This is a genomic window from Microbaculum marinisediminis, assembly GCF_025397915.1.
Taxonomy (GTDB): domain Bacteria; phylum Pseudomonadota; class Alphaproteobacteria; order Rhizobiales; family Tepidamorphaceae; genus Microbaculum; species Microbaculum marinisediminis.
In genome coordinates this window covers 155,787-177,692 of the sequence record NZ_JALIDZ010000008.1, presented here as the reverse complement: position 1 = coordinate 177,692, position 21,906 = coordinate 155,787, and the positions used below count along the sequence as shown (strand labels likewise).

The 21,906-nt window shown below is 66.5% G+C and carries 17 protein-coding genes; 12 read left to right on the top strand and 5 right to left on the bottom strand.

Going from position 1 to position 21,906, the window contains the following annotated elements:
• Positions 1-126: 126 nt before the first annotated feature.
• The 9 genes from MUB46_RS17765 to MUB46_RS17725 all read left to right on the top strand — a co-directional run bounded on the left by MUB46_RS17765 (position 127) and on the right by MUB46_RS17725 (position 12,476).
• Positions 127-1,926 (top strand): adenylate/guanylate cyclase domain-containing protein, encoded by a 1,800-nt coding sequence (locus MUB46_RS17765; RefSeq protein ID WP_261617291.1) that lies wholly within the window; start codon positions 127-129, stop codon positions 1,924-1,926.
• A 50-nt stretch (positions 1,927-1,976) separates the two neighbouring features.
• Complete coding sequence (locus tag MUB46_RS17760) at positions 1,977-3,206, top strand: phosphatase PAP2 family protein (RefSeq protein ID WP_261617290.1); 1,230 nt, start codon at positions 1,977-1,979, stop codon at positions 3,204-3,206.
• Positions 3,207-3,239: 33 nt separating this feature from the next.
• Positions 3,240-5,285 carry a S8/S53 family peptidase gene (locus MUB46_RS17755; RefSeq protein WP_261617289.1) on the top strand — a complete coding sequence of 682 codons (2,046 nt, stop codon included), beginning with the start codon at positions 3,240-3,242 and terminating at the stop codon, positions 5,283-5,285.
• Between the two features lie 242 nt (positions 5,286-5,527).
• A complete protein-coding gene (locus MUB46_RS17750; RefSeq protein WP_261617288.1) occupies positions 5,528-6,340 on the top strand; it encodes an alpha/beta hydrolase in 813 nt (270 codons plus the stop codon).
• 72 nt (positions 6,341-6,412) lie between these two features.
• Complete coding sequence (locus MUB46_RS17745; RefSeq protein ID WP_261617287.1) at positions 6,413-7,447, top strand: TRAP transporter substrate-binding protein; 1,035 nt, start codon at positions 6,413-6,415, stop codon at positions 7,445-7,447.
• Positions 7,448-7,528: 81 nt separating this feature from the next.
• The gene (locus MUB46_RS17740; protein ID WP_261617286.1) at positions 7,529-7,990 is read left to right on the top strand and encodes a TRAP transporter small permease; all 462 of its coding nucleotides are present in this window, start codon (positions 7,529-7,531) and stop codon (positions 7,988-7,990) included.
• Positions 7,983-9,269: a TRAP transporter large permease gene (locus tag MUB46_RS17735; protein WP_261617285.1), complete on the top strand. Its 1,287-nt coding sequence runs from the start codon at positions 7,983-7,985 to the stop codon at positions 9,267-9,269. Before MUB46_RS17740 ends, MUB46_RS17735 begins: the two co-directional genes overlap by 8 nt.
• A 29-nt stretch (positions 9,270-9,298) precedes the next feature.
• Positions 9,299-11,014, top strand: coding sequence for a thiamine pyrophosphate-requiring protein (locus tag MUB46_RS17730; protein WP_261617284.1), 1,716 nt, complete (start codon positions 9,299-9,301; stop codon positions 11,012-11,014).
• Between the two features lie 19 nt (positions 11,015-11,033).
• Positions 11,034-12,476, top strand: a complete 1,443-nt coding sequence (locus MUB46_RS17725) for an aldehyde dehydrogenase family protein (RefSeq protein WP_261617283.1) — start codon at positions 11,034-11,036, stop codon at positions 12,474-12,476.
• Between the two features lie 99 nt (positions 12,477-12,575).
• Here the strand turns inward: MUB46_RS17725 and MUB46_RS17720 are convergent, their stop codons facing one another.
• Together MUB46_RS17720 and MUB46_RS17715 are read right to left on the bottom strand one after the other, a co-directional pair.
• Positions 12,576-13,259 (bottom strand): helix-turn-helix transcriptional regulator, encoded by a 684-nt coding sequence (locus tag MUB46_RS17720; protein WP_261617282.1) that lies wholly within the window; start codon positions 13,257-13,259, stop codon positions 12,576-12,578.
• Between the two features lie 375 nt (positions 13,260-13,634).
• Positions 13,635-14,378: a response regulator transcription factor gene (locus MUB46_RS17715; RefSeq protein ID WP_261617281.1), complete on the bottom strand. Its 744-nt coding sequence runs from the start codon at positions 14,376-14,378 to the stop codon at positions 13,635-13,637.
• Positions 14,379-14,678: 300 nt separating this feature from the next.
• Between MUB46_RS17715 and MUB46_RS17710 the strand changes: the two genes are divergently transcribed.
• The 3 genes from MUB46_RS17710 (at position 14,679) to MUB46_RS17700 (ending at position 18,588) form a co-directional block, all read left to right on the top strand.
• Entirely contained in the window at positions 14,679-15,233 is a 555-nt protein-coding gene (locus MUB46_RS17710; RefSeq protein WP_261617280.1) for a hypothetical protein, read from the top strand.
• 54 nt (positions 15,234-15,287) lie between these two features.
• The gene (locus MUB46_RS17705; RefSeq protein WP_261617279.1) at positions 15,288-15,707 is read left to right on the top strand and encodes a universal stress protein; all 420 of its coding nucleotides are present in this window, start codon (positions 15,288-15,290) and stop codon (positions 15,705-15,707) included.
• Positions 15,708-15,879: 172 nt separating this feature from the next.
• Positions 15,880-18,588 carry a cation-transporting P-type ATPase gene (locus tag MUB46_RS17700; protein ID WP_261617278.1) on the top strand — a complete coding sequence of 903 codons (2,709 nt, stop codon included), beginning with the start codon at positions 15,880-15,882 and terminating at the stop codon, positions 18,586-18,588.
• 76 nt (positions 18,589-18,664) lie between these two features.
• On the opposite strand, the gene MUB46_RS17695 is transcribed toward MUB46_RS17700, so the two are convergent.
• Genes MUB46_RS17695 through MUB46_RS17685 form a run of 3 tightly spaced genes read right to left on the bottom strand, consistent with a single transcriptional unit; the run spans position 18,665 to position 21,906 of the window.
• Positions 18,665-19,657, bottom strand: a complete 993-nt coding sequence (locus MUB46_RS17695) for a CapA family protein (protein WP_261617277.1) — start codon at positions 19,655-19,657, stop codon at positions 18,665-18,667.
• Between the two features lie 4 nt (positions 19,658-19,661).
• Positions 19,662-20,888 (bottom strand): aminotransferase class I/II-fold pyridoxal phosphate-dependent enzyme, encoded by a 1,227-nt coding sequence (locus MUB46_RS17690; RefSeq protein ID WP_261617276.1) that lies wholly within the window; start codon positions 20,886-20,888, stop codon positions 19,662-19,664.
• Between the two features lie 19 nt (positions 20,889-20,907).
• A complete protein-coding gene (locus MUB46_RS17685; RefSeq protein ID WP_261617275.1) occupies positions 20,908-21,906 on the bottom strand; it encodes an L-threonine 3-dehydrogenase in 999 nt (332 codons plus the stop codon).

Below are 21,906 nucleotides of genomic sequence, written 5' to 3'. Positions count from 1 at the left end.
GCACGGCGCACAGGGTAGCCCGGACCGTGAGCACGGTAACCCTTCGACTCGCGGGTGCTTTGAAAGACGGCTATAGTTCGGGTTTGCGGCCATGGCGGGCTGGGCGTGCCCGTAGCGAGTTGTGCGATGCGAGCAGCCCCTGAGAACTCGAAAATCGACGGTCTCTTCGACAAGATGGAAAGCAGGGCGAAGGCCGTGCTCTTCGCCGATGTCGTCGGGTCGGCGCGGCTGTTCAAGACAGACGACGACGATGCCATTCGCTCCTGGCTGACTCTCCTCGAGCGTGTGCAGGCGGACCTTCTGCCCGAGCATCGCGGCCGGCTGGTCAAGAACCTGGGCGACGGAATTTTCGCGGAGTTCCAAGAGGTTGCCGACGCGGTGCGCTTCGCGTTCGCGATCACCGTCGAACTCGACCACGTGAACGCCTCGCTTCCCTCCGGCCGCAAGATGCATCTGCGCGTCGGTATCGATGTGGGTGATGTGCTCACCACCCAGGACAACGACCTCTACGGTCAGCACGTCAACATCGCCGCGCGCCTGATGTCCGTCGCCCGCCCGGGTGAGATCGTCGCGACCGCCGAAGTGCGCGATGCGCTGTCGAACGAACTCGATGCAGAATTCGAGGATATCGGCGAGTGTCATCTTAAGAACGTCGCTCATCCGGTGCGCGCATTCCGGGTTCACCCGATAGGAACGCATCCCAGCGTTGTACCGCTGCTTCGGTACGAGGACCTTCTCCCCACCGTCGCCGTCATTCCGTTCGCGCCGCGCAGCCGGTCGCGGGACCACTATACGCTCGGCGAGGTGCTTGCCGAGGAGCTGATCGTCGCCCTGTCGCGCTCGTCGGAACTGAACGTTATTTCCCGCCTGTCGACGACCGGTTTCCGGATGCGAGAAAGTCCGCTGGCCCAGATCGGACAAACCCTGAAGGCCGACTTCGTCCTGTCCGGCACCTATAGCGGCGATCGCGATCACGTCGTTCTCGATATCGAGCTTGCCGAGGTGAAGAGCGGCCGGGTGATCTGGTCGAGCCGGATCAGCGAGAGCGTGCCCGACCTGCTGAAGGACGCGGCCGCCATCTATCAGATCGCCAAGGATTGCCAGAACGCGATCCTTCGCACCGAGATGCAGCTTGCCCTGTCCAGCCCGATGCAGACGCTGGAAGCCTATTCGCTGCTGATGAGCGCCGTCGGCCTGATCCACAGGCTGTCACGACGCCATTTCGGCTATGCCGGCGAACTGCTGGAGGAACTGATACAGCGGTCGTCCAGCCAGCCGGCGACCGCCCTGGCGTGGAAGGCCAAGTGGCACGTTCTTTCCGTGCAGCAGGGCTGGACGGACTCGCCGGCCCGCGAGACGGCCCTGGCCCTTCAGTGCACGCAAAACGCCCTGGACTACGATCCCACGAACGTTCCCGCGCTGGTCGCCGAGGGCTTCGCCCTGACCAATCTGGCGCATCGGCTCGACGAGGCCGAGCACCGGTACGACATGGCGCTCGACTACAACCCGAACGACGCGATGGGGCGGCTGTTGCGGGGCACGCTCTACGCGTTCAAGGGGCAGGGCGAGGCGGCGATGAGCGACACGGAGCTGGCCCTGCACCTGTCGCCGATCGACCCGCACAGGTATTTCTACCTGTCGCTTGCCGCGTCGGCCGCCGTCGCCGCGGAGAACTACGAGCGCGCGCTCGAACTTTCGAAACTGTCGCTACGCTCGAACCGGGCCCATACGTCGACGCTGCGCGTCAAGGCGGTCGCCGAGATGCGCCTCGGCAAGGCCCCGGAAGCGAAGCTGACGGTCCAGGAACTTCTCACGCGACAACCCGATCTGACGGTCCATCGGTGGCTTGAGACCTCACCGAGCGCGTCATTCAAGATCGGGCGCGAGTTCGCCGAAACGCTGAAGCAGGCCGGTCTGCCGCCGTAGGCAGACACGGCGGCATAGACAGGCCGAGGATAGAGCCAAGGGAGGGCGCCATGACTGGTCCGGAATCCGCATCGCCGGAAGGTGGGTTTGGGGGCTTTGGAGGCTTCGGGGGATTTGGTGGTTTCGGAGGCTTTGGCGGCTTCGGCGGTTTTGGCGGATTTGGTGGGTTCGGTGGCTTCGGGGGATTTGGCGGATTCGGTGGCGCGCCGGCCTTCGACTCGCCGCTCGTCGTCAATGCCCTGATCACCAATCGCGACGGCATCGCCGGCACCTGGATACCGGTCACCGCCGCCATCCAGGAGAACGAACAGGAGTACGACGCGTATCTCGGTCGACTCTCGCCGGCCGTGCGCGGCAGTCTGTTCATGTTCGAACTGGCCTCGCGGCTCGGCTATACCTTCGAGCCGACAGGCGCCGACACCGGCGCGGCCCATGTCTGGCACCTGCAGTTGACGCAGGGCGGGACCGGGCTGGTGCCGCCCGACGCGGCGTACAAACCGCTCGCGACGCTGATCCGTCCCACGATGGCGACCTTCAAGGCTCAGCTGAACCTGATCGCCAACTACGCCGACCTGCGGCCGGATCGCGCCGCGGAGGTCATCTCGCAACTCGCTACGCCGACCGAGTTCCTGCGGTCGATCGCGTATATCAATCCATCCCGGACCCCCTACACGATAGAGCTTCTGTCGGTGGCGCAGGGGCTCGCCAACCTCGTCGAGATGCGGTTCAAGTACGCACTTGCCTGCAAGCGGCCGATCGAGTTCTCGCCGCAGATCCAGCCGATGATCCTGACGCCGACCCACGGGTCGCTGCCCAGCGGTCACGCCACGGAGTCGTTCACGCTCGCGCGCACTCTCCTGCTGCTGCTCCGGGACGCAGGCGTCGTGCCCTACGACGACACCATCTGGTCCGTCATGCTAATGCGGCAGGCCGCGCGGATCGCGATCAACCGCACCGTCGCCGGCGTACACTTCCCCGTCGACAGCGTTGCCGGCGCGATCCTGGGACTCACGCTCGGTGTCTATTTCGCCGGCCGGTGCACCAGTCTCGGCAATGCGCTGAAGGGATGGACCTTCAACGGGACCGAATATCCCGCCACCGCCGATTTCGATTGGACGCTGCTCTACAACACGGCCACCGAAACCCAGACCGGCCAGGACGACTGGGCCACCGAAACGACCTCGGCACTGGATGCCAACGATCTTCGCTCCGCGCCGCTCGCGTGGCTTTGGCACCACGCGAAGCAGGAGTGGCTCGATCTCGTGGACGAGGGGGCCTGAGGCGGGGCGGATCGCTGAAGGGAGGGCGTTGCCATGTTGCGCTGGCACAACGAGAAGAAGCCCGAGGACATCGTCAATCCGATCGCGGATTTCCGCCTGACATTGGCGACCCAGCTCAAGCCGGGCCTCAAGGACCCCTGGTGGAGCGTCCTCTTCGAACTCGAGGACACCTCGCTGGACGATCTGATCAGGGCGGTCGATGCCAGGGAGGACCTCAAGGGATCGTTGTTCGTTCCCAGCCTCTACGGAAAGGAAGACCGGGAGGCGACTCCCCGGCTCCAGTATCCGACCGTCTATGCGAAGGAGGTCTTGATCCGCGAGGCCAACGACCGCAACAACGAACTCGGCGTGAACCGGATCGTGCTGGGAACGATCGCTCCGCCGGGCGTGATCGACTTCGGGGCCGAGACCCTGGCCGCCGGCCTGCCCGAGATCGAGGTGCCGGACGGAACCGTTGTTACGGCCGTCATCGACAACGGTATCGCCTTCGCGCATGAGCTGTTTCGCACGTCGCAGCTCGACAAATCGCGTGTTGCGGCGTGCTGGATCATGGACGCGCCGCCGGACCCCGCCCTGGCGCTTGCGGTGCCGCAGGGCCGCGCGCTGACCGGCGGGGAGATCGACGGGATGCTGGCCACCAACATGATGGCCGGCCTGCTGGACGAGGATCGGTTCTACCGGGACGCCGGATTGATCGACTATGCCGTTCCGGGCTTCAAGCCCGCCGCCCTGCGCGTCTCGCACGGAACCCATGTCATGGGGATCGCCGCGGGATATGTTCCCGGCCAGATAGACGAGACGCGGCCGATCGTGTGCGTGCAGCTACCCACGGAGGTGACGATGGACGTCACCGGCGCGGATCTGTCGCCGCTCCTCGGGCTGGCGATCCAGTTCATCAAGAAGCAGGTGCGGCGCTTCCGCTTCCCCGGCGATCCGGGCCGGCGGGTCCCGCTCGTCGTCAATTTCAGCTACGGCAATTTCGCGGGCCCCCACGACGGTACCGGCGTGGTGGAGCGCATGATCGACAAGAAGCTCCGGCCGAATGCCCCCTACGAGCGGCAGGTGACGCTGCCGGCGGGAAACGGCAATTTGGCCCGGGCCCACGCCGAGATCCGGTTCCGGAACGAAGGGGACGTGGCGGAGCTCGACTGGCGTATCCAGCCCGACGACCTGTCGGCGAGCTACGTCGAGATCTGGCTGCCGTACCGGGACAATCCGGCGGATATGGTGGAGGTGCGGGTCACGCCGGCCGGCGGGCCGCGGAGCGATCCCGTCGTCACCTCCCCCGGGTCGGCCCATGATCTGCTGTCGGGCCAGAACAGCATTGTCGGCCGGCTCTGGTATGCCTTTCAGCCGCACCCGACGCGACGCGGCCTCGTGACCGTCAGCGCCCTGCCGACCTATAGCCACGACGATCCGGCGACCGTCGCGCCGGCCGGAGTCTGGAAAATCGAGATCAAGAACCGCTCGCTGACCGAGACGGAGCCTGTCCGGGTCTGGATCCGTCGCGACGAGACGCTGCCCGGCTTCCCCCATTTCGGCCGCCAGTCGTATTTCGACAACGATTGCTATGTCCGGTTCGATGCTTTCGGCGCGCCCCTGCCGACGGACCCGCCAGGATCCACCTGCCCGGTCAAGCGGAGCGCGACGCTGAGCGGGTTCGCCTGCGGCGAACGGCCTTCGGTGCTCGCCGGCTTCGTCGAAGCGACCGGTGAGCTGGCGGACTATTCCGCCGCCGGCCCGATCACGGCAGCGTTCAACGAAGTGAACCCGAACCGGACCGGACCCGACGCCGCGGCGGTCAGCGACGATACCCCGGTGTTGCGCGGCGTGCTCAGCGCCGGATCGCGCAGCGGCTCCTTCGTGGCGCTGAACGGGACGAGCGTCGCCGCGCCGCAGGCGGCGCGATGGATCGCCGGAAGGCTCGCCGCCGGCCAGAGCGGCGACCGGGTGGCGGTCAACGCGTGGGGCGCAGCCGAGGACGGCAACTTCGTTCCTCCGCCGAAACCGGCCCTTCCGCGCGTCGGTGGCGGGCGGACGCTCCGCGTCGTCCGTTTCGGCCCGGACCGCAAGGCGTGATAGCGCCTGATTGTCGTAGCGATCGCCTGTCTGACGGCCGCGGCCTCTTCGGTCCGCCGCGCGGCGACGTGAGCCGTTCCACGCCTCGTCGTGATAACCGCAGCCTATGATCCCCAGGGATGATTTACGGCCGACGGGCCCGCACGCATAAGTCCATCGATCGTTGATCGCTGGAGGATCCCGTGTCGGGTAAAGACGTGCCGTGCGCCGCAGAGCCGGCCTTTTCGGGGACGGATGACGCGATGGCCTACGATCGTCGGGCGCGCGCGCTGTCCGACGCGTCGACGCTGACGCCCGAGGCGGTGCTGCGCTACGGCGACGACCCGGCCGAGGCGGTCGAGCTCTATGTGCCGGCCGGTGCTGCCCGCGGCGACGATCTGCCCGTTCTCGTGTTCCTGCATGGCGGCGCCTGGATTGCCGGCGGGTTCGAATGGCTGCGGTTCATGGCCGAGGCCGTCGTCGCGCAGCCCGCGATATTCGCCGCCGTCACCTATCGTCTGGCCCCCGATCACAAATGGCCCAGCCAGCTGGAAGACGGGATCGGCGCATTGCGGTCGATCCAGGCGCGGATCTCCGATTATGGCGGCGATCCCGATCGCATCGTGCTGGGCGGGCATTCGGCGGGCGGCCAGATCGCTGCCATGACCGTTCTGTCCCGGCAGGCCGCGCCGGTCCACGCGTGCATGCCGGTCAGCGCTCCGATGGATCTGCGCTACGGCGGGGTCGCGTCCGACACCGGCAAGGGGCGGGTGTACCGATTTCTGTTCCGCGCGGCGCAAGACGATGCCGGCGCGAGCCCGATATGCGCGCTCGCCGGCAATCGAACGCCGTTTCACCTCATGTGGGGCGAGAACGATTTCGACCATATCCGCGATTCGAACGCGCGGATGTGCGACGCCTTGCGCGACGCCGGCCAGCCCATCACCAGCACTATCGAGCCGGGTGCGGGGCACTTCGACACGCATTTGCGGCTGAACAGCCGCAATGACGACTGGTACCGGGCCTTTCGGGATCTTGCCGGTCGGTCCGGCAGGTCCGTCGGCGCGTGCGGATAGAGACGAAACAACGCAAGGGCAAGCCGCGGATCACGGTTGCCTTGCGCGATCCAATCGTAAAGGAGGAAGACCATGAAATCTTTGTTTGAGACCATATCGGTTGCCGCGGCGGCCGCTTTCCTGACGGTCTGCGTGTCCGGTTCGGCCGCGGCCCAGACGGTGCTGACCGTGTCGGGCTGGACGCCGCCCAAGCATCACTTCACGCAACTCATGCAGAACGACTGGGCCGAGATGGTCGAGCGTGAATCCGGCGGCCTGCTGAAGATCCGCTATTTGCCCAAGGCGCCCATGGGCGCCGCCCAGACGTTCGACGGCGTGCGCGATGGCCTGGTCGACATCAGCTTCATCTCCCACGGCAACAACGCTGGTCGTTTCCGGCTGACCAAGATCGCCGAATTCCCGCTGCTCGCGAACGATGCCGAGACGCTTTCGGTGGCCTATCAGCGCGTCTTCGAGCGCAGCCTGGCCGATGCCAACGAACATGACGGCGTCGTGCCGCTTGCGATGTTCACGCCGGGCCCGGGCCATCTGATGTCGCCGAAGACCGCCTATCTGGACAAGGCCTCGCTGCAGGGCCAGAAGCTGCGCGCGCCCGGCGGCATGGCGTTCGAGCTCGCCACCGTCCTCGGTGCGGCTCCGGTGTCCCGTCCGGCCTCGGAGCTGTACGAGCTGCTGAACGGCGGGATCGTCGATGGTGCCTTCATGCCGGCCGACGTCTTCGGCGGCTGGCGGCTGGAGGACCTGATCCAGAACGTCGTTTCGGCTCCCGGCGGCTTCTACAACGCCAGCTTCGCCCTGGTCATGAACGAGGACAAGTACAACGCCCTCACCGACGAGGAAAAGGCGGCTTTGGCCAAGGTGACCGGCGAGACCTTCTCGCGGATCGCCGGCCGTGCATCCGACGAGGCCGATGCCCGCGGCTGGAAGATCTACGAGGAGAAGGGCGGCGAGGTGCATCAGGCCCCGGACGCGTTCGTGGAGGAAATCCGCGCCTCGATCAGCCCGCTCGAAGCGGATTGGGCAAAGTCGGTCGAAGATACCAAGATCGACGCCGCCGCCGCTCTGGCTGACCTCCGCGCCGAGATCGAGAAGATGAACGCCGAATAGGGGTTCATCGCGATCGCAGGGCGACCCAGCGTGACTTCAACGAAGCAATCCGGCCGGATCCGGCTGGTATGGCGACGTGTCGTGCAGGCACTCGAATATGCGGCGGCGCTCATCCTCGCGGGGATCATGCTGCTGACCGTAGTCGATGTCGGGGCACGGTACGCGTTCCAGCGGCCGATCGCCGCCGGCTTCGAGGTCACCGAGATGGCCATGCAGGTGATGATCTATCTCTGCATCGCGGTCGCCGTTGCCAGCAACGATCACATAAGGGTCACCCTTATCGACCCGGTCCTGAAGCGGGTGTCATGGCTCAAGCGAACGATCGACGGTGTGTCGGGCGTGGCGATCGCGATGGCACTCGCGGGAATGGGCATCGCCATGATCGGGCTGGCCGCCGGCAAGTCCGGCGAGGTCACCCTCGTGCTGGGACTGCCGGTCGCGGCCGTGGCCTGGACGATCGCCCTGACCCTGATCCTTTCGGCGGCCCTGGCGGCCTATGCCGTCGTGGCCGGTCCCACCGACGACGAGGCCGAGGATGACTGAGTTCGTCATCGGCCTCGTTGCCCTTGTCGGCTTCATCCTGATCCGGATCCCCGTCGCGCTGGCGATGGGGATCATCGGGTTTGTCGGCTACGCCCACTACATGGGCTTCTCCGTCTCCAGCAAGATGGTGGCGGGCTCGGCTTTCGAGCTGGGCAGCTACATGCTGACCGTCATTCCGCTGTTCGTGCTGATGGGCAATTTCGTTGCCTCCAGCGGGCTCGGCCGCGACCTGTTCCGTGCGGCCTATGCCTTCATCGGCAGGATGCCCGGCGGGCTGGCGATCTCGGCCATTCTCGCGTCGGGCGGATTCGCGGCGATTTCCGGGTCCAGCGTGGCGTCCGCCGCCACGATGGCGAAGGTGTCCTATCCGCCGATGCGCTCGTTCGGCTATTCGGAGTCCTTCTCGCTGGCCACGATCGCCGCCGGCGGAACCCTGGGAATCCTCATTCCCCCGAGCGTCGTGCTCATCATCTACGGGATCCTGGCGGAGCAGAATATCGCCAAGCTCTTCCTGGCCGGCATCGTGCCCGGTCTGTTGGGCATGGTTCTCTACACCCTGGCGGTGGGCTTCGTCGTCGCGCGCGACCGGGATGCGGGGCCGCGCGGCGAGTACGTTCCCTGGTCCGAGAAGTGGCGCGCCCTGCGCGAGGTCTGGGGCGTGATCGCCCTGTTCGTGCTGGTCATGGGCGGGCTCTACGGCGGCGTTTTCACGGCCACGGAAGGTGCCGGCATCGGGGCGTCCGGCGCACTGCTTCTCACGTGGATCCGGGGGGCGATGACCCTGGCGGTGTTGCGGGATGCGTTCCTCGGCGCCGTGCGCACGACCGGCGCCCTGTTCCCCATCCTGCTCGGTTCGACGATCCTGGGGAACTTCATCGCCATGACCGGCGCGCCCGAAACGCTCGCCGACTGGATCGGCGACATCGACCCGCATCCGGCGATGCTGCTGTTCATTGTCGTGCTGCTCTACCTGTTCCTCGGCTTCTTCTTCGAGAGCTTCTCGACGCTGTTCATCACGATGCCGATCATTCTGCCGCTGATCGACGCGGCGGGTTTCGACCTGATCTGGTTCGGCATCATCGTCGTGGTGACCATCGAGATCGGTCTCCTGACCCCGCCCTTCGGAATGAACGTCTTCGTGCTGACGTCGGTGTTCCGGAACATCGCCCCCGGACCCGTCTTCAGGGCGCTGATCCCCTTCATCGTCGCCGACTTCATTCGAGTCGCGCTGCTCGCGCTGTTTCCGGCGCTCGTCCTTTTCCTGCCGTCCCAGATGTGACGCTCACGAACCGCATCCAGGAGTTTTCCATGCCCGAAGTCATCCGCTCCGTCGAAACCGTGGGCGAGGCCATCCTCGAAATGCTGCAGCTTCGCGGTGTGGACACCGTGATCGGCGGCGCGCCGACCTCGATGATCGAGGCGTTCGCGAAGTACAGGGCGCAGGGAAAGCCGGCGCCGCGGGCCATTCTCACGCCGCATGAACAGACCGCCGTGGCCATGGCGCACGGCTATTTCGCGGCAACCGGTCGCCCCCAGGCGGTCTATCTCTATTCCACGGTCGGTACTGCCAACGGCGTCGGCGGCATCATAAACGCGGCGCGGGCGCGCGTTCCCATGGTCATTCTGTCGGCGCGGTCGCCGATCGCCGAGCAAAGGGGCGTCGCCGGCGCGCGCGACATCCACGTGCAGTGGTCGCAGGAAAGCTACGACCAGGCCGCGATGGTGCGCGAGTACGTCAAGTGGGATTACGAGATCCGCCGGGCGGACCAGGTCGCCGACGTGATCGATCGCGCGTTCGAGGTCGCGATGGCCGAGCCCCAGGGGCCCGTCTACATCTCGATCCCGCGCGACGTGCAGGCGGCCGCCATGGACGAGATCCGCGCGAGCGCGGCATCGCGGCGGATCACCGATGCGCGGATGATGCCCGACCCGGCCCGTCTCGATGAGGCGGCGGACCTTCTGGCGTCGGCCGAAAATCCCGTCATCGTGACGTCCGAGCTCGGCAAGAGCGCGGCCGGCCGCGCGGCGCTGGCGCGTCTCTGCGACGTCGGCGGGTTCGGTGTCCTGGAGGCCAGCCCGGTCTACAGCAATCTCGATCCCGAGCATCCCTGCCACCTGGGCTATATCTTCGCGTCCCAGGTCAGCCCCGACCTGGAAAAGGCCGATGTCATCTTCGTCATCGAGTCCGATGTGCCGTGGTTCACCGCCCGCGTCACCGTTCCGGACAGCGCGAAGGTCATCCAGCTCGGCATCGATCCGTTCTACCAGCGCCTGCCGATGCGCGGGTTTCCGTGCGACGTACCCCTGATCGGGCACGCGGAGCCCGCGCTGGAAGGGCTGGGCGCAAGGCTGGAGAGCCGCATTCCGGCCGACCTGCGCGACCGCCGGATCGCCGCCCATCGCAGCCGGCGCCAGGACCAGCAGGCGCAGCTGCGGGACGCGATCGCGCGCGAGGGACAACTGTCCGAAATCACGCCGCTTTGGGCCAACCATTGCATCTCGCGGCTTCTCGACAACGACACCATCGTCGTGAACGAATATCCGATCGACCTGCGCATCGTGCAGCCCGGCGCCGCCGGCAGCTATTTCGGTCCCTCCCATGCCGGCGGGCTTGGCTGGGGCTTCGGAGCCGCCCTCGGCGTCAAGGCCGCGCGGCCCGACAAGACGGTCATCTGCACGCTGGGGGACGGATCGTACTATTACTGCGTGCCCGCCTCCTGCCATCAGATCGCGGCGGCGGAAGACCTGCCGATGCTGGTCGTCGTCTTCAACAACGGTGGCTGGAACGAGGTCCGCAAGAGCGTCGTCAGCACCCATCCGCAGGGATGGGCGTCGAAGGCGAACGAGGTTCCCCTGACGCGCTTCGGCGTCCGGGCCGGCTTCGAGAAGATCGCCGAGGCCTTCGGCGGTTTTGGCGCCGTGGTCGAGGATCCGGCCGAGCTTCTTCCCACACTCGAGGCGGCGTTGCGCGCGGTCAAGGACGAGGGCCGGCACGCCCTCGTCAACGTCGTCGTCAGCGTTTGACGTCGTGAAGGGACATAAGATGAGCGTCATCATCGAAGACATTCTGGCCGGGCAGCGCGCGGCCTTCCGGGCCGAGGGGTTCGCGTCCGCGGAGACCCGGCGCGATCGCCTGACGCGGCTGTCCCGCGCGGTGCTCGTCAGCGAAGCGGAGCTCGTGGATGCGCTGCAGGCCGATTTCACCAATCGCTCGCCCTTCGCGACGCGAGCCGGCGACATCCTCGGCAGCGTCGCCGCGATCGAGTATCACCTTGACAACCTTGAAAGCTGGATGACGGCCGAGCGCGTGCCGCTGTCGCCCGAGGTCGAGGCGCACGGCACCTTCGCCGAAGTGCAGTATCAGCCGCTGGGCGTGCTCGGCGCCATCATCCCCTGGAACGGGCCCGTGCTGATGGGCTGTCTGGCCGCGATGGGCGGCTTGGCCGCCGGCAATCGCGTCATGCTGAAAATGTCGGAACTGGCGCCTGCGACGGGAGAGGCCTTCGCGCGCGCGATATCGCGGTATTTCGACCGCTCTGAACTCGCCGTGATCAACGGGGACGCCACCGTGGCGGCCGCGTTCTCCAGCCAGCCCTTCGACCATCTGCTGTTCACCGGCTCGACGGCGACGGGCCGCAAGGTCATGCGCGCGGCGGCGGAGAACCTGGTCCCGGTCACGTTGGAACTCGGCGGTAAGAGCCCCGTCATTATCGGCGAGAGCGCGGACCTGGGGGCCATCGCCAACAGGCTCGTGGCGGGCAAGCTGGCGTCAGCCGGCCAGGTCTGCGTGTCGCCGGACTACGTGCTGGCGCCCGCGGGCAAGGTCGAGGCCCTGGTCGGCGAATGCCGGCGGGCGGCCGAAGAGATCTTCCCGCAGATGATGCGGAACTCCGACTACACCTGCCTGATCGACGGCCGCGCCAATGCGCGCATGAAGGCCCTCCTGGAGGAGGCCCGGCAGAAGGGCGCGCGCCTCGACTTCGTTCCCGCCGACGTGACCTTCGATGACCTTCCCGCCGAAGGACGCTTTCCCTTCGTGCTGGTCACCGGTGTCAGCGACGACATGGCGGTGATGCAGGAGGAGATATTCGGGCCCGTGTTGCCCATCGTCGGCTACGAGACCGTCGATCTCGCGCTGGAGCGGGTCGCGTCCGGCGAACACCCCCTGTCCGCCTATTACTTCGGCGAGGACGAGGCGGAGGCGGCCCGCGTCGCCGCCGCGATTCAGACCGGAAGCGTGGTCATCAACGACGTCAGATGCCAGCTCGTCTACGAGGCCCTGCCGTTCGGCGGGGTCGGCAAGAGCGGGATGGGGCGCTATCGCGGCAGGGCCGGGTTCGTCACCTTCAGCAACCGCAAGACGGTCCTGCACCAGAAAGCGCCGGAAGCGGCGCTGGCGCGCGGCAGGCCGCCCTACTCGTCGCAGGCCCACGAGACGATTTGCCAGGCGATCGCGCTGAAGAAGGCCCAGTACGAACTGGAATGAGACCGGTCGGTCGTGCCCCGTCGTACGCATGGAATTGCGCCACGGGGCCCGTCTGCCGGGTATCTTAAAACCGGAAATCCGGATCCCGTCTGCTGGACCTCACCGCGAGCCGCGCAGGACATGGCCCGCGCGATACAGCGCGGCCAGAAGCTCGGACCGGTTCGCATAGCCGGTCTTGGCGAGGATCGCCTTCACGTGGTTCTTGACCGTGGGCAGGGCGATCGCCAGCAGGCGTGAGATATCCTGGTTGGGATAGCCGGACAGCAGCAGATCGAGGACCTCTCGTTCGCGCCCGGTCAGGCCATTGAGGATCCGGCCTTCTATGTTGTGCACGAGCGCCGTGCACCACAGGTTGGCGAACATCGGCTGCATCTTCGACAGGCGGGCCATTTCCTCGGCCGTGAATTCCCGTTCTCCGTTCAGTCGCACGTAGCGGAGGCCGGCGCGGATGCTGCCTTCGGCATCGCGCAGGAACACCTCGGCTTTGTGCTTGATGCCCAGAACCTTGCGGAAGCCATCCACGTATTCCTGGCTTTCCGCATCGACGCCGAAGCCGGGCGTTGTTCCGAAAACGCTTTCGTTCAACCGGGCGAAGTACCGCGGATGATACGGGTCCAGTGTGACGAACTTCGAATAGAGCCCGCCCCAGTACTCGTTCGTGGCGCTGCTTATGTGGCCGAATGGTTGAAGCCGATCATCGACTTCGTACAAAACAATACGTTCGGCCGGCACGATAAGGCGGGCCGTGTCGAGTATGTAGTTCTTGGCGGAAAGAATATCCATTGTCGTGGAGCTGTCTCGTGACGGCTTGTCAGACGTGCCAATGGCCAGTTCTGGTCGGGACTTAAGCGAGCCGTCGCAAGGCTGTCAACCGATCGCCGGTTGGTCGCTTCGTTCCGGGAATGCAAAGGTTCGCGGGTATCTTCAGCCTTGCCTGCAGGTGCCGTTGGCGACTGTGCGATATTCGCGAGCCGACTTGCGCTGCGGCCTGGTTTCTGCCGGGCGCGGGCCCGTTGTTTGATCCGACCCGGGTGCGCGCTTCACCTTCGAGCGGGATCGGATCACGCGGCGCGCGACCCTTTCGAGATCAAGGCGACGGGCCCTGCCCGAGCAAGGCACGTCCCGCCGCCTCGATGTGGTGGTATCCGGCGGTACGACCTAGTTGCCGACGCCGGTCGAATTCTCGCTCAGCATGGCCTGGTAAAGATAGGCGACCTGGGTGCGGTTGGTCGCGTTGAGCTTCCGCATGAGATTTCGGATATGCACCTTGACGGTGCTTTCCCGCATGTTCAGTTCGTACGCGATGATCTTGTTCGGCTTGCCTTCGCGCAGCTTCTCGATGACCGCGTGTTGCCGGTCCGTGAAGAATGCGTTCGGAGAGCGCTCGCTCGCCTCGGCCGCGTCCTTCGCCATGTGCCGTGAGGCGATCAGGGCGCTCGCGGGGACATAGGTGCCGCCGGCCAACACCAGGTGCAAGGCCTCGACCGCCACCTCGAGCGACACGCTGGAGGGGACATATCCCTTGGCGCCGACATCGAGGGCGTCGAGGACATGGGCCGGATCTTCATTGTCAGCGACGATGATGATCGGCGGTACGGCGTCGTGGTCCGAAAAGACCTCGGTCACGGTCTCGATTGCCGAGCGGACGCTGGCCGTGGCCGGAACGTACAGAAACACGGCGCTGGGGAGCGACTGTCGGTCGGCCATGCGAATCCATTCGGCGATATCGGGGATCGCCACGATCCGCGCTGCCGCCGCCGAAAGGCGGAAGCACTCTTCGAAACACTGACGCAGCAGCGTTCTGGGTTCCACGAATAGAACCGGCGCCTCGGCGCGGACATCCTTTTCGGTCTGCGCGGCGGAGCCGTTATCCTTCAGGTGTTCATCGTTACTGACGTTCATAGTTTCCTCTCCGCTCTTTCGACGAACGGTTCCCGCTTTTGGCGGTTGTGAACCGGAACCAATTGGCGGCCTCACCGAACGACTAACACCATTGTTTCGAAGGCGACTAATCGAATTCCATGAAATGTTTAATCGTTAAGTTTAACTTCCGAGGCGGAACCGATCCGTTGCTCGTTGATTTCGCAAGATCTGCCGGGCAATTTACCTTTTTGCCCGAAATACTTTGGCTGGTAAGTTGCGCCGGAGCCCGTCCACGGAGGACGGGAAGGCCGCGGCCGCTAGGCGTCGGAGACGCGGGACATGAGCGCCAAGGCCACGCAGAAGCGGAAGAAACGGCATTGGCTTGAGATCAATCGTGCGCCGGTTCTCACCTTGTGGGCCGGCGTCGTCGCCGAATGTCTCGGCTTCGATCCCGACGAAGCGCTGACGCTCGGCCGTGCGGTCGCGGGCCTGAAAGCCTATTCCAAGGGAGTCTCGATCGGCCTGTTCCAGCCGACACCGCACGAGATCAAGGAAAAGCGCAGATCGCTGCGGAAACACGAAGCCCTGACGGTCGATCTTCTGGGGCGGGCCGTCCCCGTAACGCAGACCGATGCCGGGCTTCGAGCCCTTGGCAAGGACAGGCCGATCAAGCCGGACAGCGTTCAGCGGTACCTGGAGAGCAAGTTCGGTGATGCCCTCGACGATGCCCGCGAAGCCATGATGGGTCTGGCCCTGTCCATGAGCGGGGCCGACCTCGCCGAGTACGCCTACCGTCTCTACGAGGACTTCCGGCCGGACGTGCCATCCGGGGCGAAGGGATGGGGGGCTGCGGGGCGGCTCGATCTTGATAAGATCCGGCATATGGCAGACTGAGAGGCGGCGTCCGGCCCGTTCCCGAACACCGCGAAGGGAGGAGATCGACGTCCGATGTTTAAGCTGATCCTGGTTCCGATCGACCTGTCCGATCCCGAATTGTACCAGCGCGCGGTTCAGGTCGGCGCCGATATGGCCCGGCAGTCCGACTGCAAGATCCGATTGATGACGGTCGTCTCCGCGGTGCCGCCATCGGTTTCGCAGTATGTTCCGCCCGAAATCCACGGACAGGTCGTCGATGAGGCGAGAACGCGACTGAACCTGCTCGCTACGGAGATCGGCCTTGGCGATGCCGCGTCGGCGATCGTGCGCGAAGGTGCCGTCTATCACGAAGTGCTGGCCGAAGCCGAAGACGCTGGCGCCGATCTGATCGTCATGGGGTCTCACCGCCCAGCGATGGCGACGTATCTGCTTGGATCGAACGCGGCGCGCATCGTCCGCCATGCGACCTGTTCGGTGATGGTCATTCGCTGAGGCCGCCGCTGTCGAGTGGCGGGCGCGGAGCCGAAGCCCCGCTTGTCGGCGGAGCAGCGGCCAGCTTACCTTGCCGATCGGCCAGCCTGGTCCCGAGACCGAGGCTGGCCCGAGCGGCTGGAACACGACCATCGCGACGCCACCGGGCAGCCAGAGGAGCGGAGCAGCCCACATGATGCGGGATTATCACGCCGCCGAGATCGACGCCTGTCTGGACACGCTCGGCGCGACGGCAGGGGGGCTCTCGACCTCGGACGCCGCGCAGCGGCTGGAGACGCACGGCGCCAACAGGCTTCCGCAACCGCCGAAGCGGCCCGCGATCCTGCGGTTCCTGTCGCACTTCCACAACATCCTGATCTACGTTCTGCTCGGCTCCGCCGTGATCACTCTGGTGCTGCAGCACTACACCGACACGGCCGTCATCCTCGCCGTCGTGATCGCCAATGCGGTGATCGGCTTCATTCAGGAGGGCAAGGCCGAACGGGCGATGGAATCGATCCGCGGCATGCTCGCGCCCCACGCGGCCGTGCTGCGCGACGGCGAACGCCGCAGCATCCAGGCCGAGGAGCTGGTGCCCGGCGACGTCGTGTTGCTGGAGGCCGGCGACAAGGTTCCCGCCGATCTGAGGCTGATCCGGGCACACGGCCTTCAGGTGCAGGAAGCGATCCTGACCGGCGAATCCGTCCCGGTCGAGAAGGCCACCGCGCCCGTGGCGGGCGACGCGGCGCTCGGGGATCGTTCCTCGATGGCCTATAGCGGAACGATGGTGACCAGCGGCCAGGGGCGCGGCCTCGTCGTTGCCACCGGCGCGCATACCGAGATCGGGCGCATCAGCGGCCTTCTGGCGGAGGTCGAGGTTCTCGCCACGCCGCTCGTGCGCCAGATGAACGTGTTCGCCAAATGGCTGACGATCCTGATCCTGCTGATCGCCGCCGTCCTGCTCGTCTACGGCTATTTCGTCGAGCACCACGACTTCACCGAGATGTTCATGGCCGTGGTAGGCCTGTCCGTGGCCGCCATTCCCGAAGGCCTGCCGGCGGTGCTGACGATCACGCTGGCCGTGGGCGTCCAGGCCATGGCGCGGCGCAACGCGATCGTGCGCCGCTTGCCGGCGATCGAGACGCTGGGCTCGGTCTCGGTGATCTGCACCGACAAGACCGGGACGCTGACGCGCAACGAGATGATGGTGGCGTCGGTGGCGGTGACCGGGCATCTGTTCTCGTTCGAGGGGACCGGGTACGAGCCCGAAGGTGCCGTTCTCCTCGCCGACAGCCGGGTCAACGGGCTGGACCACCTGCACCTGATCGAACTGGCGCAGGCCGCGGCGTCCTGCAACGACGCATCGCTGCATCTTCGCGACGGATTCTGGACCGTTGAAGGCGATCCGATGGAGGGCGCGCTTCTGGCGCTCGCCGGGAAGGTCGGCGTCGATGTCAGCCAGGAGCTGTCGGCGCGCACGCGCACGGACGAGATACCCTTCGACTCGCGCCACAAGTTCATGGCCACCCTGCACCACGACCGTCCGGGCCACGCCGACATCTTCGTCAAGGGCGCGCCGGAGCAGATCCTGGCGATGTGTGCCGAGCAGCGCGGCGCATCGGGCGACAGCGCGCCGCTGGACGAAGCCTTCTGGACGGACCGTGCCGACAGCATGGCCGCGCAGGGCCAGCGGGTGCTGGCCATCGCGACGCGGCAGGTCGCGCGCGACCAGACCGCGATCGATTTCGACGATGTCGAGGGCGGGCTCGTCCTTGTCGGCCTGGTCGGGCTGATCGATCCGCCGCGGGCGGAGTCCATCGAGGCGGTCGCCGAATGCCGCCGGGCGGGCATACGCGTCAAGATGATCACCGGCGACCATGCCGGAACCGCCGCGGCGATCGGCAAGCTGATCGGCCTGGAGAGCACCGGCAAGGTGCTCACCGGCCGCGATCTGGACATGATGGACGACGCGGAACTTGCCGTGGCCGTGTCCACGGTCGACATCTTCGCGCGCACCAATCCCGAGCATAAGCTGCGGCTGGTCATGGCCCTGCAGTCGCTGGGCATCACGGTGGCGATGACGGGTGACGGCGTCAACGACGCGCCGGCGCTCAAGCGCGCCGACGCCGGCATCGCCATGGGCCGGAAGGGCAGCGAGGCGGCCAAGGAGGCGGCGGAGCTGGTTCTCGCCGACGACAATTTCGCGTCCATCGTCGCGGCGGTGCGCGAAGGCCGCACGGTCTACGACAACATCAAGAAGGTCATCAGCTGGACCTTGCCGACCAATGCGGGCGAGGCGATGACCATCGTCGTGGCGCTGTTGTTCGGCATGACGCTGCCGATCACGCCGGTCCAGATCCTGTGGGTCAACCTGATTACCGCGGTCACGCTGGGCATCGCCCTGGCGTTCGAGCCGACCGAGGACAACACCATGCGCCGGCCGCCGCGGCCACGCGACGAGCCGCTGCTGACCGGCACGCTGGGCTGGCACATCGTGTTCGTGTCGATGCTGTTCCTGGGCGGCGTCTTCGGGATCTACGCCTATGCCGTCGATCGCGGCTACTCGGTCGACCTGGCCCGCACGATGGCGCTCAACACGCTGGTGGTCATGGAGATATTCCACCTCTTCTTCATCCGGAACATCTACGGCACCTCGCTGACGTGGAAGGCGGTGCGGGCGACGCCGGTGGTCTGGGCCACGGTGATCGCGGTCACCGCGGCGCAGTTCGCGATCACCTATATCGGGCCGTTGCAGCGGGTCTTCGCCACCGAGGCGGTGCCGCTGTCCGACGGCGTGCTGATCGTGGCGACGGGCGTCATGCTGTTCGCGATCATCGAGGCGGAGAAGCAGGTGCGCCTGAGCCTTACCGGGCGGACCAGGTATCGCGCCGGCGTCGAGTAGGACACGGGTCGGTCCCGCCGCATACCATGCCGCGAGCGCGCTTCACTCCCGCGCATCGAGCCTCGAGCAATAGGGGTCAATCCGCGAGATCCAGCTCGAGCCGGCCGTCGACCCGACGGAACCGCGTGCCGAAGGGCTCGGACAGCGCCTCCATCCGGTCGCAAATCGCAGCGGCTTCCGGCCCGTCGGCGCGCCGCGTCGTCGCGAACTCCAGCCGCACCGGATGCAGCACCAGCCGTTTCAGGCCGGTCTCGTCTGCCTCGACGACGAAGACGAACGACCAGTCGTTGCGCAGCTGCGGATCGACGGCATAGTCGTCCAGATAGTCGCCGGTGTCGTGCAGGATCAGGCCGTTGCCGCGCCGCTCGACGCCCTGGAAGACATGCGCCGAGTGGCCGTGGACGATATCGACGCCGCTCTCGCACAGGCGCTGCTTGTAGCCCCTGAGCGGCGGCGAGGGCTGCAGCACCATGTTGGGCCCGAGATGGAGGCTGGCGACGACGAGATCGGCGCCGTCGGAGCGGGCCGCCTCGATGTCGCGCGGTGTCGGCCAGACCGGTTCGTCGCGGTACGGATCGACATGTTTCGTCCCCGGTGCCTCGTCCGTCGCTGCGAAGTCCGGCTCGTTGTCCGTCGCCGCGAACAACGCGACGCGCAGGCCTTTGACATCGACGAAGGCGGCGCGCTCGGCCTCGTCGCGCGTCCGGCCGGCGCCGGCATGGGGAATGCCCGCCGAGTCAAGCAGCGACAGCGTCTCGAGCAGCCCCTCGGTCTCGAAATCGAGCACGTGGTTGTTGGCGAGACAGGCGAAACGGACCCGGGCTGCCTTCAGCACATCGATCGCCTTCGGCACGGCCTTGAAGTGAAAGACCTTCTCGGTGCGTCGCCACGGCTCGGGATTGCCGGTGACGGCGCATTCCAGGTTGACGAACACCGCATCGGCGCCGTGCAGCAGGGACAGGGCATCGCCCCAGAAGAACGCCGGCGGCCGCCTGCCGATCTCGTCGCTGACGAGCCGGCCGAGCATGACATCGCCGAGAAAAGCCAGTGTCCTGATGGGGGCGGCCATCGCCCTAGCCGGCGAAGGCGCGGACCGCGGCGAGCGCCTCATCGATGTCGGCCGGCGTGTGGTCGGCGGAAATCTGGAAGCGGATCTCCTCGTCGCCCTTCGGAACCACCGGAAAGCCCAGCCCGGTTGCCAGCACGCCGCTCTCGAACAGATGCGCCACCAGCTGCGTCGTCTTCGGCGTGTTGCGCACCATCAGCGGCACCACGGGATGCTCGCCGGGGATGGTTTCCCAGCCGAGATCGACGAGCCCCTGCTCGAAACGCCGGGTCATGGCGCGCAGATGGGCAAGCATGTCATGCCCGCGCGCGCTGTCGACGATGTCGACGGCCTTGACGGCGGCGGCCGCCTCGCCGGGTGTGATCGGGTTCGAATAGATGTAGAATGGGGCGGTCTCGCGCAGGTAGTCGACGAAGGTCCGGTTTCCGGCAACGTAGCCGCCGTTGACGCCGAACGCCTTGCCGAGCGTGGCGACCAGCAGGTCGCAGGGGCCGGAGGCGGTAACTTCCTCGGTGCCGCGGCCGGTCTTGCCGAAGGCGCCGACGCCGTGGGAATCGTCGACGACGACGAGCACGTTCTCGGGATAGTCGCGGTCGTATTTCTTCGCCAGAGCCAAGATCCGGTCGAGCGGGGCGTGGTCGCCGCGCATGCTGAAGATGCCGTCGGTGACGACGATCGCGCGCCTGCACGCGCCGCTCGCCTCGCGAAGGTGGCGCTCGAGCTCGTCCATCGCCAGATGGGCGTAGATGCGCTTCTCGCCGGGCTCGGAAAGCCGGATGGCGTTGATGATGCAATTGTGGTTCAGCGCGTCGCTGATCACCGCCGTCTGCGGTGTGATGAGCTGCGGCAACAGCCCCATCACCGTGGCATAGGCGGAGGAAAAGATCATCGCCGCTTCGCGGCCGTGGAAGGCGGCAAGCCGTTGTTCCAGCGCGACATGCGGCGTCCAGGTGCCCGAGATGAAGCGCACCGCGCCCGGCCCGGTGCCATAGGCGCGCACGGCCTGCTCCTCCGCCGCGATCAGATCGGCGGTGAACGACAGGCCGAGATAGCTGTTGGCGTTCATGCGCAGGAACGGCCTGTCGCCGTGGCCTTCCAGCAGGAAGCGCGGGCCCTTCCCGTCCGCGGGAGGAACGACCGCACGGGTCACGCGCTCGAGGCCCTTGCGCGTGCCCGCGGTCGTCAGCGTGTCCACCTTGGCGTTCAGCAGGTCCAGCAGCCGGTCATGGGGCATGTCGTGTCTCCCGGTTCGCTCAGGCCCGGCTGGCGGGCTTCAGTCGCGCGCCGAGCTTTTCGATCATGTCCGCGCACATGGCGTCGAGGTCGTAGCGCGGCGTCCAGCCCCAGTCGGTGCGCGCGGCGCTGTCGTCGAGCGATCGCGGCCAGGACTCGGCGATCGCCTGGCGCACCGGATCGACCTCGTAGTCGATGACGAAGCCGGGGATCTGTCGTTCGATCGCCGCCGCCAGCTCGGCCGGCGTGATGGTCATCGCCGTGACGTTGTAGGCGTTGCGGTGATTGAGCCGCGCGGCGTCCGCCTGCATCAGCTCGATCATCGCGCGTATGGCGTCGGGCATGTACATCATGTCGAGCCGTGTGTCGGCGCTCAGAAAGCAGGTGTAGTGGCGGTAGCGGATCGCCTGATGGAAGATCTCCACCGCATAGTCGGTGGTGCCGCCGCCGGGCGGGGCGGAATAGGAGATCAGGCCGGGCAGCCTCAGGCCGCGCGTGTCGACGCCGAAGCGCTGGGCGTAGTAATCGGCCAGAAGCTCGCCCGACACCTTGGTGACGCCATACATGGTGGTCGGGCGCTGTACCGTGACCTGCGGCGTGTGATCGCGCGGCGTCGAGGGGCCGAAGGCGCCGATGGAACTGGGGAAGAACACCGCGCATTCGTATTGGCGGGCGACCTCGAGGACGTTGTAGAGCCCGCCCATGTTGACGCTCCAGGCGATCTGCGGCTTGTCCTCGGCGACCGCGGAGAGCAGGGCGGCCATGTGATAGATCGTGCCGATGTCGTGGCGGCGCATGACCTCGTGGATCTGGTGTGGCCGCGTGCAGTCGACATGTTCGTAAGGGCCCGCCGATCCGCCGTTGCCGGGCTGCAGCATGCGGATGTCGGTGGCGATGACGCGCTCCGCCCCGTAGTGGGCCCGCAGCGCGGGAACGAGCTCGCTGCCTATCTGGCCGAGCGCGCCGGTGACCAGGATGTTGCGCACGATCGTCTCGCTTGCCTGCCTGCAAACCAGCAT